16 protein-coding genes are annotated in these 19386 nt (G+C 39.7%); 10 read left to right on the forward strand and 6 right to left on the reverse strand.

Translation table 11 applies throughout. From position 1 onward, the window contains the following. The 5 genes from F7734_RS43205 to F7734_RS43225 all read left to right on the forward strand — a co-directional run bounded on the left by F7734_RS43205 (nt 1) and on the right by F7734_RS43225 (nt 5840). Nucleotides 1-663, forward strand: coding sequence for a site-specific integrase (locus F7734_RS43205; protein WP_166482508.1), 663 nt, complete (start codon nt 1-3; stop codon nt 661-663). Between the two features lie 16 nt (nt 664-679). Then, nucleotides 680-1633 (forward strand): hypothetical protein, encoded by a 954-nt coding sequence (locus F7734_RS43210; protein WP_155750533.1) that lies wholly within the window; start codon nt 680-682, stop codon nt 1631-1633. Between the two features lie 334 nt (nt 1634-1967). Continuing rightward, a complete protein-coding gene (locus F7734_RS43215) occupies nt 1968-2135 on the forward strand; it encodes a hypothetical protein (RefSeq protein ID WP_155750534.1) in 168 nt (55 codons plus the stop codon). Further along, nucleotides 2132-5476, forward strand: a complete 3345-nt coding sequence (locus F7734_RS43220; RefSeq protein ID WP_155750535.1) for a plasmid replication protein, CyRepA1 family — start codon at nt 2132-2134, stop codon at nt 5474-5476. The genes F7734_RS43215 and F7734_RS43220 overlap by 4 nt, the downstream gene beginning before the upstream one ends. Nucleotides 5477-5501: 25 nt before the next feature. Next, nucleotides 5502-5840 (forward strand): hypothetical protein, encoded by a 339-nt coding sequence (locus F7734_RS43225; RefSeq protein WP_155750536.1) that lies wholly within the window; start codon nt 5502-5504, stop codon nt 5838-5840. A 134-nt stretch (nt 5841-5974) separates the two neighbouring features. Here the strand turns inward: F7734_RS43225 and F7734_RS43230 are convergent, their stop codons facing one another. Further along, nucleotides 5975-6559, reverse strand: coding sequence for a terminase small subunit (locus tag F7734_RS43230; protein ID WP_155750537.1), 585 nt, complete (start codon nt 6557-6559; stop codon nt 5975-5977). 30 nt (nt 6560-6589) lie between these two features. After that, nucleotides 6590-7372, reverse strand: a complete 783-nt coding sequence (locus F7734_RS43235; RefSeq protein ID WP_155750538.1) for a helix-turn-helix domain-containing protein — start codon at nt 7370-7372, stop codon at nt 6590-6592. A 630-nt stretch (nt 7373-8002) separates the two neighbouring features. On the opposite strand from F7734_RS43235, the gene F7734_RS43240 reads away from it, so the two are divergent. The 5 genes from F7734_RS43240 (at nt 8003) to F7734_RS43260 (ending at nt 14161) form a co-directional block, all read left to right on the forward strand. Beyond that, on the forward strand, nt 8003-8242 hold the full coding sequence (locus F7734_RS43240) for a helix-turn-helix domain-containing protein (RefSeq protein ID WP_243147390.1): 240 nt from the start codon (nt 8003-8005) through the stop codon (nt 8240-8242). 16 nt (nt 8243-8258) lie between these two features. Continuing rightward, nucleotides 8259-9338: a hypothetical protein gene (locus F7734_RS43245; RefSeq protein WP_155750539.1), complete on the forward strand. Its 1080-nt coding sequence runs from the start codon at nt 8259-8261 to the stop codon at nt 9336-9338. Nucleotides 9339-9607: 269 nt separating this feature from the next. Beyond that, on the forward strand, nt 9608-11665 hold the full coding sequence (locus F7734_RS43250) for an effector-associated domain EAD1-containing protein (protein WP_155750540.1): 2058 nt from the start codon (nt 9608-9610) through the stop codon (nt 11663-11665). 157 nt (nt 11666-11822) lie between these two features. Continuing rightward, entirely contained in the window at nt 11823-12857 is a 1035-nt protein-coding gene (locus F7734_RS43255) for a protelomerase family protein (RefSeq protein WP_155750541.1), read from the forward strand. A gap of 92 nt (nt 12858-12949) precedes the next feature. Beyond that, entirely contained in the window at nt 12950-14161 is a 1212-nt protein-coding gene (locus F7734_RS43260) for a hypothetical protein (RefSeq protein ID WP_155750542.1), read from the forward strand. A 258-nt stretch (nt 14162-14419) separates the two neighbouring features. Here the strand turns inward: F7734_RS43260 and F7734_RS43265 are convergent, their stop codons facing one another. From F7734_RS43265 to F7734_RS43280, 4 genes are all read right to left on the reverse strand, one after another. After that, complete coding sequence (locus F7734_RS43265; RefSeq protein ID WP_155750543.1) at nt 14420-15538, reverse strand: ATP-binding protein; 1119 nt, start codon at nt 15536-15538, stop codon at nt 14420-14422. 135 nt (nt 15539-15673) lie between these two features. Further along, complete coding sequence (locus tag F7734_RS43270; protein ID WP_155750544.1) at nt 15674-16036, reverse strand: hypothetical protein; 363 nt, start codon at nt 16034-16036, stop codon at nt 15674-15676. Nucleotides 16037-16058: 22 nt separating this feature from the next. Beyond that, nucleotides 16059-16520, reverse strand: coding sequence for a hypothetical protein (locus F7734_RS43275; protein WP_155750545.1), 462 nt, complete (start codon nt 16518-16520; stop codon nt 16059-16061). Between the two features lie 7 nt (nt 16521-16527). Beyond that, nucleotides 16528-16950 carry a hypothetical protein gene (locus tag F7734_RS43280; RefSeq protein ID WP_155750546.1) on the reverse strand — a complete coding sequence of 141 codons (423 nt, stop codon included), beginning with the start codon at nt 16948-16950 and terminating at the stop codon, nt 16528-16530. Between the last annotated feature and the right edge of the window lie 2436 nt (nt 16951-19386).

Below are 19386 nucleotides of genomic sequence, written 5' to 3' on the forward strand. Positions count from 1 at the left end.
GTGAAGATTGACGGACACGGTAAAGCAAAGGTTTTGTCTACCGAAGAAATCCAGAGGTTGTTTACTTCTGGCTTGCTTACCATCAGGGACAAAACTTTATGTGCTGTAATGCTTTATACTGCTTGTCGGGTCAAAGAATGCGTAACTTTGAGGGTCAAGGACGTGTACGATTCAAAAGGTCGAGTCAGACCAGAACTCATTATCCGCAAAGGCAACACCAAAGGTAAACTTGCTACCCGCACCATTCCCGTACTGGATGATTTGCGGCAACATCTAAAAGTTTACAAGCCATTACAGACTCTGGACGGTTATCTCTTCCCAGGTCGTTGGGGGAGAGGTCATATTCATGAGGATAGTGCTGCTTTTATTTTCCGAGAAGCGTGTAAGCGGGTAGATATTCTTGGGGCTTCTAGTCACAGCTGCCGTCGTACCGCGTTAACTCTAATGAGTAATGCTGGGATACCGTTACGAGTCATTCAGGAGGTTAGCGGACACAGGAACTTAGAGCAATTGCAAAAATATCTTGAGGTTGAAGAATCGCAGGTTCGGGGGGCTATTGCCGCTTTGTCGATGTTGACACCTGTGGATGAAGACAGCATCGGGAAATATTGTTATCCCGATGTATCCTCAATCCCCGACACTGAAACGTTTTTGAGCGATTGAACCTAATCAGAAAATTATGAACGAAGAATTATTATGGAATCAGCTTCAAGAAATACATGGGAGGCAACAGAAGGGGGGGATTATTTCAGAGGAAAAATCAAAACTGTTCAATGACTGGGTTGTCAAAAGTTACGCACTCACCCCCATAGGAAAACTAGAGATTCATGATTGGCGGCATCCTAACAATATTTTATTTAGTTTGTCGTCACCAGCTTTACCTCATCAGATTAACTTATGTAGGGTCAGGCATAAAAATGCAAATAAAAATCTGGGTATTTGCATCAAACAACAAACTTTAAAAAAAATCCCTGTTCCGGGAATGGAGAAGCCTTTAAGGTCTATAGGGTCTAGTTTTATCTTGCTGCCAAACACTTTAAATGACTTTCAGGAACAAAGACTATTACAACTTGAATTTTGTTTAAGTTACGCATCTGTCTACATCATCCGTGAAAGTTGGGGAAAAAATTTATGCTCTCTTCCTAAAGTGGACAATCAGATAAAATCAGTGCTTAACGCCTGGTCAGAACCCTGGTTACAATTATCAAATTTATGTATTAAATGTCGAGATTTTCTAAGTGATGCTGAATTGCAACAAATGCCTAGAAGTTGGGATTGGCTTGATGCTATTGCTCAAGAACACAGGCAATCCGTCCTTAAGTTCATCACTAGCGAAGAAGTCCTAGTCAGTACCAGCAAAGACGAAGAAGCAAAAGCAATACGAGACTTTGCAGATTTTTTAGAGGACGGTGGAGCTAACGCTGGAAGCTCATTTGAGCAGCCACAAACTTATCGGCTTTACAGTATCGCTACCAATCTAGCAGATAAAGCCGACACTTTCCGCTCTGATTATTGGCAACAATATATATCTTCACTTCGACAATGGGCAGCAACAATCAAAAAAAACTCACATATTATAGCTATCCATTGCGATCGTGGCAAAACGAAACGTGAAAGGAGGGGGAGGGGATAAAGCCGAAATGCTTATCAAGTAAATACGCTACGCTAGCATCGAAGGGGGCATCCTGAAATCCTTACAGAATAAGCTTTTTGGGATTTTCTGGAAAAATTTCTTTTGCCCAATTAAGTATGCTCCAATCTAATTAGTAAAGCGGGTGACAGCTTTTAGCTTTCGGACAGTAGCTCAGCTTACGAACTCCACCAAGAATGGTTGACAGCCATTCACCTAGCTGCGGATGACACCCAGCAAAACGATATTTCACCTTTATCTTAGCTGAGTCAATGCCTAGCCACACCAGAGGCTAAAAAAGTTAAGGGCTGTCCTCCAATAATTTGGGAGACAGCCGATGATTTTTTTGAATTTTTCTACTGACGACATTTTACCAAAACTCGGTGCTTTAATCAAGCAAAAACGCCTTACTGATTGTCTGCAATGTTTAGAGGCGTTTGGATACAGCAGTGAATCAGCCCTGAATCTACTAGCCTACCTGCAAGCAGAGGGGGTAGGGCAATGAGTTATACCCCTAATCCTTCACATCTTCATGAATGGTTTGCCAGCGCAGTAGATGAAGATATCATTCGGCTAAACGTTAAATCTTTAGAAGGAAACTCCGCACTAGAACATCTGCTCTATGCTCTGCCCGAAAATGCTAGACGCAATGACAGAAGACTGCGAGATAAATATCTCAGGCAATATGACCACGTAACCAAGGGTGGTTGGTGGATTAGCGGACTCGATCCCCTAAACAACTGGGAACCAATGGAGTGGGGAAGGTTTAAACCAGATTTTGCCCGCATGGGATGGGACAAGGAAGCTCAAAAACCTACTGAGAAACCTGTAAAATATGAGTCACCCCCTAAGACCCCCAACCGCGTTACCTACTTGCGGGTCCCGTTGCATATCTGGGAGATGGTATCTAAGAGGTATGGAGTCCCCATGCCAGAACAAATTGTCACCACAGAAGCAGGGGAAGCGATCGGTTTTTGGGCTTGGGTGGTTTCTCATCCCGAAATCCCGATTGTTCTGAGTGAGGGTGAGAAAAAAGCCGCGTCTTTATTATCACTGGGATTTGTGGCTGTAGGATTACCGGGGATATGGGGTGGTCGCATCGGTGAGCGTGAACTAGAGCGGATGCATCCTGATTTAATTCCTGTTGCCCAAACAGGACGGGAATTTATCATTTTATTTGACTACGAAACCAATCCCTCAACTAGAAAACAAGTTTACAAAGCTACTACGCGCACCGGATGGGCAATTACCCGTCAAGCAAGCCATTGCAAAGTCGCTTTACTCCCAGGTCAGGAAAAGGGGATCGATGATTGGATTATCGCTTTGGGTAAAAAAGCTAACACATCTGTCACCGCGCTCATTGGTGATGCTAGAAAGCTTACCGAATATCAAGCAGAAATTCGCCTCAACAGGTCAAGAGGGCTGCATAAGTACAGACCTGATATCATGGTCAACACGCGCTTCCTCTCGGATGCGGTCACAAAACTACCTGACTCTGGGTTGATATGTATTCAAAGTGACATGGGTACTGGGAAAACTGAACTCTTGTCACGTTGGCGGAAGGAACACCCAGAAGAGAGCTTTTTAAACAACGGTCACAGGGTAAACTTGCTGAGAAATCTTGCAGGCAGACTGGAGACTGTTATGTACAACGCAGTCAACGGCGGTAGCTTAGGGGAAACCAAAGCTCTCAGCATCACCATTGATTCGCTGTATAAAATGGCAAATAATTTACAAGCCTACGGGTGTGTTTTTGTTGATGAAGCTTGTCAGTATCTCGCTCACCTGCTGAAGTCTAAAACCTGTCGCAATCATCGGGCAAGTATTCTAGAGGTTCTGGAAGCTGTAGTTTACCGAGCAAAACTCGTAGTTTTGGCGGATGCCCATCTAGACGACTTGACAATAGACTTCTTCCGTGCTATGCGTCCCCAAGGAGAGTCACCTTTTATTATTCAGAATAACTGGAAGTCGGGAGGGCGAGAGGTTTTTTGGTACGAAGGTACTAACAGCAGTGCTTTGATAGCACAAATACACGCCCAAGTACTGACCGGAAAGAAAGCGATAGTTGTTAGTGATTCTAAGCGCTTTATTAAAAAGCTTGAGCGCAGTTTTTTGATGCTGGGCAATGTTTTGCACAGCGACACCCAAGACGATACCCCAGAACCAGAGGCAGACCGTCAGTTACGAGTGTGGGCAATCCACAGTGAGAATTCTGGCAGCGAAGAAAACCAATTGTTCATACAAGAAATTAACACAGCTCTTAAGAGCATAGACGTGTTGCTAACCAGTCCTAGCTTGGGAACGGGGGTTGACATTAGTGTTGATTATTTTGATATCATTTTCGGCGCATTCCATGCAGTTTCTCAATCAGCAAACGAGTGCGCCCAACAACTATGGAGGAACAGAACTAACATCCCCATGCACGTTTGGGTGGCTGAACGTCCACCGTTTGGCTACAACGAAACCAACCCCAGACGTATTAAAGAACGATACTTACAAAAAAATGAGATGACCGCGTTCCTCATTCGCATTGACCGCGAGACCGGTCGCAGAGGGGTTGAGAAGGATTGGGCGCTAGATATCTCTTGCCAGCTTGAGGCGCAACGAAACTTATCCATCAATAATTTACGCCAAGATTTGCGATCGCTTCTTGATTTCATGGGAAATACCATTATTCCGATGGGAGATGGAGCTAATGAAGCAGCTAAGAATTTAATGAAGACCGCCTGTGAGATTCTTGACCGAGAACATTGTGAAGCGGTTGCCAATGCCAAAGATATCGACCGCAAAACATATGATGCCCGCCAAAAACAAGATTATCTCAAACCAGAGGAAAGTCTTGAATGCGAGAAGTTCCGAATCTTTGATAGCTACGGGATGCCTGTCACCCCAGAATTAGTAGAAAAAGATGATTCTGGGCGATTAATTCGTAAGTTAGTAAGTCTGGAAGCAATTTTACTGCCCCCAGAAGAAACAATTGTTGATGAACAGGGGAGAGAGTTCCAAACTCCACCGCAATTAGTTGCAGAACGCGACAAGCAGGAGCGAGAGCGCTTGTCAATTTGTACTGATTGGGGTAACTACTCTACCAGTTGGCAAATGCGTCACTCATTAGGACTGAGAGATGTTTTGCTCTCAATGATGCTCAAAGGTCAGGAGTTTACAGGCACCGAGGAAATTCTACTTAATTTACGAGAGCGATCTCATCAATTTGCCCCCCACATCAAGCAAATACTCGGCATAACAATTCCAGTTGAAAATGTGAACCCAATGTGGATTTTGGGAACTTACCTACAACAGTTAGGACTATCTACTGTTTCACGTCGAATCGGAGCCAGAGGACACCGAGTTCGCCAGTATACCCTTAACCCAGATGATTTAACTTTCGCCCAACAGGTTTTAGAATACCGCCAATTGCGGCGAGAGGAGAAAGAGCGACAGCGACAACTTGACAAAGAGACAGCAGAACGCCGAACTGCTGGAATGCTTGCACAGTACGGCATTAACCCCGAATCTCCTCCCGTGTCCACACCCCCCCCATTTATAGGTGGAAAGTACTTTGAGGGGGGGTCTGGACACCAATCAACAGAGGCAGAAAACGAGCGCTCAAATCAGCCAAATGATGATAATACTGAGGATAGCCCTTTCACGGAACGAGCAAAAAAAGTGGCTCGGTTGGCAATGAACTCACTTCGATTTGGGGTCAAGGCAATCCAAGACCTTCTTCAGTGTTTGAGTGAGGATGAAAGGTTTGCAGTTATGTCTCTGTGGGAAGATGCCGATTCAACCCAATTTGCGCGATTTCTCGAACTAGCACCAAACTGGGTTGAATGGTGTATCTCTTAAAATATTGTTTGATGGAGGTTTTTCCATGGGAGAAGCGAAGCGAAGAAAACAGCTTGACCCTAATTATGGCAAATCTAAAGTTTTTGAAATAGTGGGTAGTGTCGGTAATTTGACACAAAATGAGTACTCAGGTACTGCAATGTTAAAAGGAACCTGGTTTGAAGTCCAATGGTACGGACAAACAGACCCTGATACAGTTCGCTCGTTTAACGCAATAGCTGATTTGATTAAATCTAAAGCTCGTCAAATCACTAAATATTTCAACTACAGGCAGCTTTATACCTGGAATGCTATTGTCGATGGCGAGCGTTTAAAAATTTCAGTTATTGGGGTGATGCAAGATTTTATCATGCTTGATGCATAAATGCGTCAAGTCGCTTTGCTCCAATTCGTCACGTCCACGCTGAATGGGTTATGCGTCGTAGTGTGTCAAAGGACTTAGCGACAATGTTACGACAATGAAACGAGAAATTTCCATAGCATGGCTGGATAATGTTGTCAAGAATTCTCTTCTTCAACCTCGCTCTCAATGAGTTGGATATCGTTGTGGTGTTGCTCATCTGACAGGAGCCATGTACCGTTCTCTTGATATAGATGCAAGCCATATTTTCTTAGTGTCGCGAGCGCAAAGTTCAAATCATGGTTCAACCCAGAAATTTGAGCAAGTGCCTGCAACGCTCTAGATTTGTCATGCATTGATAAAGTGATATCCGTCTGAGTCACTTGAATTTCACGAATAGCTGCTTGAAGATTGTTATCGTTGCTTCCCTCTCCAAAATTTTCTATCAAATTCGGAGAACGAGAAAAAGCAATTTTTTCAAATTCTTTCACTACACGTCGAGGTAGGTCTAATACCTGGCTGGACTCTTGAGCTTTTAGTTCCTGTAGTTTGGTTTGAATTTTTGTTAGTTTCAATAGTCTTGAACTTTCTTTTTCAGCTACTTTTCCTCGACCAAGGTATCCAGCCCTTATATACGCAAAAATTGGATTTTTATCAATCATGTATTCATGACAAAACGCTAATTGTTTCAGACTTAAGCTTTCTTCTAGACCTGAAGATTTTCTCAATGGAAGTTCGACCATTTCATCCCTTAGTTAAATTTTCGGCTGCTTTCAACATTGGTAACCGCGTGAGCGCAAAACTTTCACCGCTTGTTGGTAGACTTTGTAATCTTCTGAGTCATCCGAATCGCATTCTAAAGAGTTCAAGAAATAGTTTATATCAAAATCCTGACTTAGTGAGTCGGGAAGAGTTTGAGTGCGCCAAAAGTTCTCATAAATCTCATCATTGTACTTGCGGATTCTTTCTTTTGAAGCTGCTTGTTTTTGCCTTTGCTCTTCGTTCAGTCTCCACTGGGCGGACAATACGTCTCGTGACTTGACGATTGCAGATGATTTCTCAATATTTACGGTTTCTAGGTCAGCGCCACAAGTAAGAGCTACTTGAGCGATGATTGACCTTCTGTCCTTGTCATCCAATCCCACCCATTGCCCAACTATTTGAGCCGCTTTTAGTCTGTCAGATGGTTTTATATCAGAATTTGTCAAACAATCTTCAACTGTAGCGAGCGCAATTTCAGCCAGATTCAGTAAACGAATTGCCATTCTGCTGCTTATAGTGAGGTCTAAAGTTTCACCAGGTTCAAGGTTTGCAATTCTTTCTAAAATAGGTAGAGGTGTCGTTAGCGACAATGCGGTGACAGTATTCGCCTGAAAGTCTTCACTCTCAGGGGTTTCACCCTTTCCAGTAATTATTATGGGAGTTTGCTCAAACTCCTTAAACCAGCGTTGAACTGTTCGCCTTGAAACCTTGCAGCGTACAGCTATGGAGTCACTTGTTTCTTTTTGTTGGTAAAGCTTCCAGGCTAGTTCCTTAGCTTTTTTACTGTTTTTCATTTGTCGCTTATTGTCGCTCTGACACAACTACTTACATAATATTGTCGTTTGTTGTCGTCATCATGGCGTACAATGTCGCCCAAATGTCGTTAGGAATGTCGCTTCTCTGTCGCTTCCCCTGATGTCACTGTCAGACGGGCAATCGCTGGGAAAATCGTGTAGATACTAGTGTCTACGCTAGTCTCTAAAGCTGGTGAGTGCGATCTGTGCCTATCACAGTAGCTTCGCGATCTCATTCCATCTATCTATGTGTTGTAACCTGCTCGCTCTTCTGTTGCATCATTCCTGAGACTTTGCAGTGCTCGGCGATGTCGTCGGTCGTTTCTCCTTGCTGGTAAAGCTTCCAGGCTAGGTCTGTGATTTTTTGCTAGTTTTCATTCCCGATACTGTCGTTTATTGTCGTTTCTCGTGGTCGGTTATTGTCGCTATTGGTTGATATGACGACATCGGGCTAAAACAACCGCACAGCAAGGGATAGCAGCGTACTACACTCGGTGGTTTGTAACAAAGTGTAAAAGATATTTGACTAAAATCAAAAACCTAAGTGATTAATCTCACAAGGATTTGTTATCAATATCACACCTAGAGAAGTTAAGTTTATCCGGAACTGCTGTGTATCAAGTGGTGTATATGAATATGCTACAAACCAAACATTCAGACATAAAAAACCTTATTCGGGAACTCCGTCAGCGACTAGAGCTAACTCAGGAGCAATTAGCTCACCAGTTGGGCGTCACTTACTTAACGGTCAACCGTTGGGAAAATAACCATTCTAAACCATCACCGATGGCTATGAAACTTATTGAACTCAAATTAAAGGCGATGGGCGAGTTGGGTGAGGACTTGTTAAAAGAGTATTTTGCCCAGTAGCGAGGCTTCCTAACTTTTGTTTGAAACGAAAGGGTGTATCTGTTGCTCACTATATGACCATAAAACTACAACTTTGTACCACAACAAAAACATGAGTCAAAACGCCGGAATTCAAAATAGTGGTAATAATAAGAAGTTTAACTTTAATAAATGGAGCTTTATTTTTGGCACTTCAATTGCTGTAGTTGGAGCTATTGCTACTGCGGTAACAGTACCAGAAGTAAGGTGTTCTATCGGGCTAAAATCAGAAGCTTGTGTAGTGGAAAAGCAAGAAGTTGAACTGATTACACTAGCAGAAACAGGAAACCCTTTAGCACTGGTAAGAATTCAGGTCATTTCTCAAGGAACGCCTGAAGTTACACAAACTGATAATAATGGTTATGGTAAAGTTAAAATTCCTAGTAAAGGTGATGTTAATGTCATTTTAAGTAAAGAAGGTTATCCTACTCAACGCTTCTTAATTAACTTAAAGAATGACCAAAGTACAACCAGAACTATCTGGTTAAGTCAATCAGGTAAACCAGAAGTTAAATCATCTGTTTCTTCGTCCCAGACTGCATCCGTTCCCAGTCCATCTGCAACTACATCTCCTACTGAGACTACAGCTTCTACTGAGACTACCTCTACACCTACAAGTAGCTCTAACTTATTACAAAGTTACCAATCACCTCTTTTTAATACAGACTGTCAAAGTGCTACTCCAGGTAAATCTTTGAACAGTGTTTTAAGAAAAATTGATAATGTTTCACTTACTTTAGGAAGAGAAGTATTGCCCCAGGTTGCTTACATGGGAGATGTTTTGGCTCAGTTGACAGGAAATGAACCTCTTGAATTTGTTTGTAACCTTAAGTCCAGCTATAAAGAACTGAAATTGGTATTTGGAATACACAGTGGTAATCAATACGCGTTTCCAAATCGTAAGCTTTTATTTCAAGTATTTTTAGATGGGAAATCCGCTGGGACAAGAGAAGTTGTAGTAGGAACAAAACAAGAGTGGACTCTTAATTTACAAGGCATTAAAAACGTGTCACTACGTGGTGAGTGTACAACCAATGTTTGTCCTGCTCTTGGTTTTACGGAAATGTCATTAAAATAAACACACAATACGGGAGTATTTTAGTTTTGTAATGAAGATAGGTTTGTTGATTTCACTATGTTTTAAATATGCGCCACTAACCAATCTTTTTCCACATCAGAATGCATAGACATAGATTCTACTCAAACGGTTGCTTCCACCGTTCCCAATTCAATACTGCTCAGTGAAAATGATTTGGAACCGGAATTAATCTCACGTGTCCTATAGAATGATGTAAATTTTTTCTATTAGTCCACACCCTTATAGTACATTAATACTGATTTTGAAAAATGAGCTTATCTGGACGGCAGCGCAAGGAACTACAATCCGCTTTAGTTGATGCTTTCCCTACAAAATCATCATTAGAGCAAATGTTGTCGTTTGAATTGGATAAGAATCTGGAAGCAATTGCTGGGGAAGGAAGTTTACAAGAAATTATCTTCAGAACAATACAAACAGCACAAGCAGAGGGATGGATTAAAGAATTAATTCGTGGAGCACGAAATTCAAATCCGGGAAACCCAAAATTAGAAGCTATTACCCAAACACTTGGAAAGGAACCATCTTCTAGAAACCGCGTACAACAAGCACTGTTAAAGCAAGTCAGTACTGAAGTTATCTCACGATTAGAGCAGTCTTTACATAATCGGATTTATATTGTTCAAGATACAGACCAAAATCCAGAGCAGATTGAATTACCTTGGGCGAGTGAGGTAAAAGTAGGCTCAAAACCAAAAGTTCATTTAACGAATACGGAAATAACCACAATTTATGACCTACCTGATATTGATGGAAGATTATTAATTTTAGGTCAGCCTGGGGTTGGTAAAACTACGATGCTCCTTAAGTTAGCTGAGGAGTTAGTCAACCGTGCTAAAGATGATTCAACACATCCTATACCAGTGCTGTTTTCTTTATCTTCTTGGAAGAATGACAATCAGAGTATCAAAGATTGGTTAGTTGACCAGCTAAAAGATAAATACGGGGTACGAAAAGATATCGGTAAAGGACTAGTAGAAAATCAAGAAATTATCCCGTTGCTAGATGGGTTGGATGAGCTAGCAGCAGAGCGTCAAGAAACGTGTGTTATCAAAATTAACGAGTTTCTTCATCCTAGCAATTGGAGTAATCCTGCAATCGTTTGTAGTCGAATAGAAGAGTATCAGCGATATCAAGCTTCGCTTCAACTAAATAACTCCCTAGAATTATGTCCGTTAACTTCTCAACAGGTTGAGCAATATTTACAAAATACAGAGAACTTAGAATTATGGAATAGTATTAGTCAAAATGAAGATTTAAAGCAATTAGCCCAAACACCTCTTTTTTTAAATATTATTGTTATTTCTGCTCAAGAAATATCAGTACAGACTTGGAAGGAATTCTCATCTTCTGAGAATCGTTTGAGTTATCTATTTAATGCTTATATTACGAGGACGCTAAAACGTCCATATAAAGAGAAACAGCCTAAACCAGAAAATACTAAACGCTGGTTAGGTTGGTTGGCACAGCGATTAATTGAGGAAAATAAAACCGAGTTTTTGATTGAAAAAATGCAACTAAGTTGGTTGAAAAAAGGAAGTGAAGAAAAAAGAAATAGATTGATTGTCTTGCTGATTGTCGGGCTGATTGTCGGGCGGATTTACGAGATGATTGTCGGGCTGATTGTCGGGCTGTTTGTCGGGCTGATTTCCCGGCTGATTATCGAGTTTAATAATTTTAAAGAAATTAAAACTTATGAAACAATAGATTTGGCTTGGAATTTAAAAACTTTCTCAAAAATAGGTTCTAATCTGTTCTACGGGCTGTTTTACGGGCTGTTTTACGGGCTGATTAGCGGGCTGTTTTACGGGCTGATTTACGGGATGATTGGCAAGCTGATTTACGGGATAATTGTCGGGATGATTGGTGGGCTGATTTACGGGATGATTTACGAACTGAATGGTTTAAAAGGAGCAGAAGTAGAAAATAAGATTTTTCCGAACTATGGGATTAAGAAGAATATAAATTATATGTTCATTTTTATTATTATTGTAACCCTTTTGATGCTACCTCTTGTTTATACGATATTCAGATTAAATGTGGAAAATAAAGATAATTTAATTAGATTGTGTTTAGCTTTCCCAACTTTATATGGAGTACTAGTTATTGGAGAACCTGTCATTTACCATTTCGTTTTACGCATAATTCTTTGGTCTAACGGCTCTATTCCTTGGAACTATGCCAAGTTTCTTGACTACTGTACCAATCGCTTATTTTTACAAAGAGTCGGTGGGGGCTATCGTTTTATGCATGACCTACTACGCCAACATTTTGCCAATTCCTATGCTCAAACCCAAAAACGGTCTTAACTAAAGTGACTTTGGTGAAGCTCTGGAAATCAAAGCGGGATAGACATGGGTATCGACAAAAATACAGACACAACAAGTCAGCCATTATTTACATACCCTCTTGACAATAGATAATTCCTTGATTACATTAATAACACAGTTTATATGTAAATAAGGTATGTCTAGACAACTTAAGTCAACAGATGAATTAGAAAACACGTACATTAATGACCGAGTAGCATATTTACTACCTAAATTTGAAGCTTTAGCTCCATACAAGCTAAATCAGCGTAAGAAGGGAGTAGGGAACATACCGGGATGGGAAAGACTAGCAGCACAGGAAGCCCGATTACTCAAGCTCACTTACCCAGATGACAAGCCAGAGAATGAAAAAGAGTATGGGACTTGCTTAAGACAAATTACCGCACTCAAAAAAGCACTGAAAGACGCTGCTAAGACCGAACTGAAAGACCCTGCTTTGGTGAACCCAGTAATCACTATTGCTACTCACTTTGGTAACGCTGTTAGCTATTTGTTTAGTGAGTACAAAGAACGTCAAAATGTCCGATACAGAGAGAAAGTCACCTCACGACGGCAAAAAGAAAACCGTATTCAGATCGACTTAACCAACTCTCTCCAGTTTGCCCATAACATACTTACTGAAGTGGTAGAGGGTAAAGAGCCGAACTGGATTGATGTGTCTTGTTCTATCGCACTGGCAACGGGTAGACGCATGGGAGAAGTACACTGCTCAGCTACGTTTGAACACTCTGATGAATATGAGATTGCTTTCAGAGGTCAGTTAAAGGGTAAAGACCGCAAGGTAAAGATAGGAGCTAAGAGCATTCCACTCAAAAAAGCTACTTTTTACATCCCTACACTACTGCCCGCTCACTTAGTCTGTGCTGGTTTAGATTACCTGGAAGGTAAAGGTAAACGCTTTTCAAAGGATGAAGACCCCGAACGTGTAAATCGTACATGGTCAAAAGTTCTCAACTTGGCGGTAAAAGATTGGGACATCTTCCCAGAACAAGACCGTACATATCATAAATTTCGTGCGGCATACTTGCGGGCTTGCATTGTGAATGATTCATCAGTCGATCCATACGACTTTACAGACTATGCCAAGGAAATTTTAGGGGATGATGATGAATCGACCATTAACGCTTATAAGCGCTACGAAATTAAACCTGGGACAATCACAAAAATTTAAAAATCTCTAGACCAACCCTCTTGACTTTATATTACAAGAAGGTTAGTATAGAGATATCCAATAAATAATCATACACCAAAAATTTTAGCACCATGTCTCAAGCAGCAATCGCAACAAAAATCGGGTCAGAGTTAGCCTCTAAGCTCCAAAATATTACTGATGAAAAAGTCATCAAAACATCGACCATTGAAGCTTGGAAGCAATTAAAAGAAGCAATTACAAATCCCAGTACTTTCAGTTCTAGAGGTTTGTCCAATGCCCGTAAAGCAATTAAAGAAGTTTTCCCAGACAGCGAAACACCAAAACAGGGTTATTACCACACGACACAGGGTAAAGGACAAACACCACGTTACGAGCATCTAGCGCTTTGGTATCTCACTGCTAATACTGACCGATGGGAGATTACTGGGGATAAGGCTAGACAATCTTATTTTGAAAATCTCCCTAAATTAAGCTCACAGACTGAATCACAGCCAGAAACACAACCACAACCGGAAGCACAGCCAGAAACACAGACCTCTCCACAGCCAACACTTAAATTAGAAAATATGACTTTACAGCAATTAGAACTAGATATTGAAACACATCAAATCGTTCAAGATGCCCTAAATCACTCTGGAATGAGCCTAGCTGACTTCGTTAAGCAAGCTTGTAAAGTGTATGCCCGAACTGTTATAGGTAAAGCTCAACAAGCTACTAAATCGGAACTAGAATCCATCCCTACTGCTGAACTCTTGAATAATTCAAAGTTGAGAACATTACCGGGTAGGGCAGAAGAACTGGCTAAACGCGCTATGGTCGCCATCATGCATCACAACGATATGGCGACTGAAAAATCACAAAAGTGGTGTATTACTGCTACTGCTATCAACAAACTCACTGGCTCAAAAATCCCGCTAATTAACAACGTTATGGAACAATACAAGCTCATGATTGATGACCATAACGCCAAACACGGACTCAATCCCTACGACAACAGAGGACGGGCAACAAAGATTGAAGAAGATATTGATTTTGTAAATTTCTCTGAAACTTCTACACCAGTAGCAACCGCACCAGTAACAACTACGGTAGAACCAACCAAAGTAGAACCTGTAAAACCAAAAACTACTAAACCATTACCTAAAGCTACACAAATCAAAGTAGTTCCTCTCGAAACCTCATTACTTGATATCCATGAAATTCTAAAAGCTAACCCAGGTTCTAAGGTGCGGGTTAAAGATGGACGGAAAGCACTTACTTATGTCCTAATACCTGAAGGAATAAAAATTGAAGAAACTGGTGAGATTGAAAAACTTGCTTAAGTTTCAGAAGTAGGAGGATAGTTCCCCTACTTCTGTTCATATACACAAAGCTCTCTCTAATAGATGTTATTGATAATAGGTCTTTACAATAACAATCTGCAATGATTACATACCCTATCTAAATTACAGGGTAGGAGTTTAAGTTAAAACTTAAAATCTACAATGCTCTGTAGACACGCCAAACTAAATACGCTTCAGATTTACGACGATAATCGCTATTGCACTCGCTTGGAAATGTGTGGGCTATTAATGGATGGGTTAGATTGATTCTATTGCTAATTTTTTATGCACTTTTTCATTTACTTCTTCTACCTCTTTTGCTGAAAGAGAAGAAGATTTCCTAGAACCTATTATTCGCGATTTTTTTATGCGATTAATTGAATCTATCAAGTTTTGTTTTGTAATTACTAAGGAATTGTTTGAGGATTTATTTTGAATAGCTACTTTAACAGAAGCATCAATAATAGCATTTTTAATATCGCGTCCACATACGTCATCTATTAATGATGCTAATTCTTCTACAGATATATCTTTAGATAATGGTAATTCTTTAGGTAAATGGTTTTTCCAAATTTCGCGACGACAAGCTTCATCTGGTAGAGAAAAAAATATATGCTTGATTCGGGTTTCAAACGCTTTATCATAATTTTCAACGAGGTTTGTTGAAAATATTACTATACCTCGAAACTGCTCAAGATTAATAAGTAACTGACTTCGCATTGAGTTAATAGCTTGTTCAGAACCTTGAGTTACGTTCAGTAATCTTCTTGAAAGTAGAGAATCGGCTTCATCTATGAAAAGCAGAGCATTATCTCGTTCAGCTGCCTTAAAAATTGCTTTTACATTTTTAGGACCTTCACCATGATACTTACTTTCTATCTCTGCATAACTAGCTATCAATATAGGACATTTTATATAACTAGCAATTGCATGTGCTGCTAAAGTTTTACCTGTACCGGGAGGTCCATAAAAATTGAGAGATGTACGGGGAAAGGGTTCAATTTTCCGTAACCCCCATTCGTCAAAAACTGTTTTTTCAACATCTATAATACTTATTGCAGAAAGCAAATCTTCTTTAACTTCACTGGGAACGACAAGCTGATCAAAGGAGAAAAGAGGTTGCTGAGATTTATATTGCTGTGTTTTATCTTCAAATGATTCAATAATTTTTTTATCTATATTTATTTCACTTTGCACATCTTCATTTTTTTGAGAAACACGGTTGTAGATAGTAACTTTAATTTCATTTAGTTTTACCGCCTCCAAAAAGTCTTCAGTTGCCTTAATCAATCGAGAACGATAAGTAGCATTAATACTTTCAAATTTAGTATTAGGAATCCCAGAAATAAAAATATCAGGCTGTATTGTTTCTACCATAATTACTTTATAGGTTGAAAATAGTTAAAATCATTATATAAGATTGTTGTGACTATAATTTTCGTAAAAGCCGCAATCAAACCAAGTTTCAACTCAAATAAATTATTGACGATACGTATCAATAAATTGTCATACTTATGCTTCTTCAATAACAATCAATTTATTATTATCTAATTGAGCTACCTTTTCATCTAGTTGTCCAGCCTTATTAACTTCGCTATCAACAAGTATCTCTTCTCGTTTATTAAATATACCTTTAATTACAACAAACTCACCAGACTCTAATTGCGTTTTAATTAACACTCGAATATTTTCTGTATCTTTTTCCGTTAGTTCCATTCTATTGCGAGTTTTAAACCATTCGATAATATCATCCCATTTGATAATCGTTAAGACTACTACGCCAACAGTTATTGCAGATGCAATAATACCAGCGACAAGTTGACTTGTTAATGATATGGTAAAACCCAATATTGTAATTGTTACAATTTCTGGCATACTAATTCTCCTGTTTTAACAATTATTCAACAATAATCAAATCTTTATCCTCAAAAATTTCACGTAATTCATTATCGATATTTTTCACTTTAAAACGGCGACCGTAAGGTGTGTTACTTGAATCAATAACTAAGTTATTATTCTCATCTAAAAAAACTTGTGTCAGTATATAACCTTGTGAATCAATTTCCAATAAAATAGCACCTTTTTTAACTCTTATATTATTTGGACGTTGTTCTACAAAATATTTAACAACTTCAGAATACGTTATTGTGGAGAGGAATTCTAAATTAGTATGTATATTCTGAATATTATCCTTAATATAGCTGAATAAGTTTGTAATTCTATGTTGCTTTTGGTTCCAAAAATTAAATACAATGATGACGATAAAAGAAAATATCGCAATTATTCCTAATGGCAAAATTACAGTGTAAAAATAAGGTGTAATTTCTTTTGGGAAAGGCAAATTAGATCTGAATTTCATTTTTTTATTATTCAAATAGAACTAACATTTTATTATTAAAAATTTCACTAAGTTCTGCGTCAAATTTTTCTGCTATTAGTACGCGTCCATAAGGTTTACCATCAGGATAACAAATCAAATCATTTTTTGAATCAAGAAAAAGTTGAATTACTGTAAAACCTTTGGGATGATACTGTCGCAACAACACACCTTTGTTGGCTTCTGGGTTTGTAGGGCGTTTTTTTATAAAAAACTCAATCGTATCTTTATAAGTTAAAACGCTAACTTGCGATTGATTAGGAAATTGTTTAATTACCCAATCGAATAAACTTTGAATTAAATTAAAAAAATATATAATATTTTCCACATCTTGTACTGTAGGCGACTCTCCTTTTTGGATACGAGATGGAATTTCTAAAAGCCAAGCTATTCTATTGTTTTGATCGTTCATTATTAAAAATTTCCTTATTGATTACAATAGGCAAATTGAGTTACTAAAATTTAGTAATGAAATTTAAAGTACAAGCATCTGATTACTTGTATGTTTTTGGAATAACAATGCCAATCTTAATGTTTGTGAGAGTTAATATGATAACAAAAATAATTTTTGCACAATTTCATAAATTCAATCTACATTCAGAAAGAAAAAACATAAAAATCTATCTTTAGATAGATAACAAAGAGATTTTTTTTAATAGTAAAACTAATAAATAGGTGCAAGTGAGAGTAACTTATGCAGTTTTTCCGTCAATCTGCAATAAAACGTTGTAAATCACCTTAATATTGCCCTAAAGACGTTTAAGCACTCAGGAACCTAGCTGAACTCCCATCGAACGCCTGACTCACCTTATAGCGCCTTCCAGACACCACTAATAGAACGCACAACTCAAAGCACTCGCATCCTTCTTATAGGGAGAGAACGCCACTAGTGTGACACTCCTCCACTCAATCCTACAAATACTACACTTAACATTTCTTAACTTAATATTTCTTAACAATTCGTTCCTGAATACTGAGTATATTTGCTGTCATCTTTACATTTCTTAACAATTTTTTCGTCATTAATAAGTACATATACTTATAAATTTGTCCCATATCATTGATATTTTGCGTGTCCCAAATGATTGAAAAAACGATTTGGGACACAAAAAATCCTTATTTTACAAGGGTTTTAGCTATCGTGTCCCAAGTCCCAGATGGTTTGGCAATTATTTTTATATATAGGCATAGCTTTTTGCTTTTCCCTCTCTCCCGTTACTCCTCTCTCGTACTACAACTGCAAAAACAAAAAAAACTCCATACTTAAAATACTAGAAATGATTTGGGACTTGGGACAAAGTAGCTAAAAGCGAGACAGGGCAAGAGTTTCGTGTGTCCCAGATGATGTCCCAGATGATTTGGGACACGAAAAAACGGCTCGATGTGGGACACAAAATGGCTGAAACATTGATTCTTACGTTGGTAAAAATCAGGCTGAGAAATACCAACTTTTTACCATCTGGGACACGGGATGAGGACTGAAAACTGAATCCGACTTGAAAATAACGGTTCTCCGATAAATAAACCAGACTATTCGTTCCATAGCAATACCTATTCTGTGTCTGGGTACCATGTGAGCCGCGCTAGTCGATCACCCTAACTGCACAGGGATATGCAAACCCACTTTACAGGATTGCCAGAAGACTCCCTCCAGAATCGCCTACAAGCTGCCTGAAAAGTTTAAGCCGTATGGATGCCATTTACAAAAAAACGTTTCAGTGGTACCTAAAATCGCCCACAATGAAAAACAGTACTTCCGGTCACATGAGGGTCACATAGCTTCCCCGAAGCTCCCCCGACTCCCGTGAACAATTGATAAGCAAAATCTCAAAAAGTCTCCGCGATCGCATTGCCGAAACTTATATTTCCCCCCAACTCCCCTGATAGCCGTGCTGGACGGTATGCCTAAATGCCTCACAATATACAAACCTACTTGTACAGGGATGTTAGGGGGAGTACTGGAGACTGACGACCATCAAGCAAGTTGCTATATAAACAGGGGAGACCGCTTGTGTTACATAAACTACAAAGTTTCATCAACTCTCCGTAGTGGACATCTCCCCCCACACTTGCCCGTACCACACTAATCCATGTACATACCGTCTAGTAAAAATACCAGCTATGGTGTCATGTCCCCCCTCAAGCCCGCGCTACTGACCAAAAACCAAACCCGCTCAAGAAAGTTAAGAGCGGGCTTGTAAGCACGTTTCCAGCGTTAGTATATCAATCGGCGTAAAACTTGTCCTCTTGTGGCGGTGGACGCGGTAAGGTGGACTGGGAGTGGACGCGGTAGACGGTCTTTGGGCATTGGGCATTGGGCATGGGGCTATCTATTGACTAGGTAGACAAGGGTAGTCATGGGATTAGGGATTGGGGATTGGGGAGAAGTGGACGCGGTTGACTTGGTGGAAACTGTGAATGCAGATATCTCTATACTAGAGGGTTTAGTCCAGTTGTTCCGGTGGTCATGCAACTATGAATAGACTAGTGGGTTTAGCATGACAAACCAGGGTAGACTACGGCACTCATGCATAGACTAGTGGACAAGTCAACGAAAGTATGGCAGGACTAGAGGGTTACGCCAGATAGCCATATATAGACAAGAGGGTAAGCTTACGGATTTATGACTGTACCAGAGGGTTTATACACTTGTGTATGCATAGACTAGGCGGTTAGACCGGGCAAACATCAGTGTACTAGAGGATATATCAAGGTATTAATAGGTAGACTAGAGGGTTAAGCAACGCAGAGATGCCCGATTGCAGATATCAGAGGGTTAGTACAGTCCTTGCTAGCATTCCTTGTTCTCATGAGAACAAGGAATGCTAGCAAGGACTGTACTAACCCT

Source organism: Scytonema sp. UIC 10036 (genome assembly GCF_009725235.1).

Coding starts and splice junctions, on each gene's coding strand:
- F7734_RS43210 (WP_155750533.1), top strand. CDS start 680: ATGAACGAAGAATTATTATGGAATCAGCTTCAAGAAATACATGGGAGG.
- F7734_RS43215 (WP_155750534.1), top strand. CDS start 1,968: ATGATTTTTTTGAATTTTTCTACTGACGACATTTTACCAAAACTCGGT.
- F7734_RS43220 (WP_155750535.1), top strand. CDS start 2,132: ATGAGTTATACCCCTAATCCTTCACATCTTCATGAATGGTTTGCCAGC.
- F7734_RS43225 (WP_155750536.1), top strand. CDS start 5,502: ATGGGAGAAGCGAAGCGAAGAAAACAGCTTGACCCTAATTATGGCAAA.
- F7734_RS43230 (WP_155750537.1), bottom strand. CDS start 6,559: ATGGTCGAACTTCCATTGAGAAAATCTTCAGGTCTAGAAGAAAGCTTA.
- F7734_RS43235 (WP_155750538.1), bottom strand. CDS start 7,372: ATGAAAAACAGTAAAAAAGCTAAGGAACTAGCCTGGAAGCTTTACCAA.
- F7734_RS43240 (WP_243147390.1), top strand. CDS start 8,003: ATGAATATGCTACAAACCAAACATTCAGACATAAAAAACCTTATTCGG.
- F7734_RS43250 (WP_155750540.1), top strand. CDS start 9,608: ATGAGCTTATCTGGACGGCAGCGCAAGGAACTACAATCCGCTTTAGTT.
- F7734_RS43255 (WP_155750541.1), top strand. CDS start 11,823: ATGTCTAGACAACTTAAGTCAACAGATGAATTAGAAAACACGTACATT.
- F7734_RS43260 (WP_155750542.1), top strand. CDS start 12,950: ATGTCTCAAGCAGCAATCGCAACAAAAATCGGGTCAGAGTTAGCCTCT.
- F7734_RS43265 (WP_155750543.1), bottom strand. CDS start 15,538: ATGGTAGAAACAATACAGCCTGATATTTTTATTTCTGGGATTCCTAAT.
- F7734_RS43270 (WP_155750544.1), bottom strand. CDS start 16,036: ATGCCAGAAATTGTAACAATTACAATATTGGGTTTTACCATATCATTA.
- F7734_RS43275 (WP_155750545.1), bottom strand. CDS start 16,520: ATGAAATTCAGATCTAATTTGCCTTTCCCAAAAGAAATTACACCTTAT.
- F7734_RS43280 (WP_155750546.1), bottom strand. CDS start 16,950: ATGAACGATCAAAACAATAGAATAGCTTGGCTTTTAGAAATTCCATCT.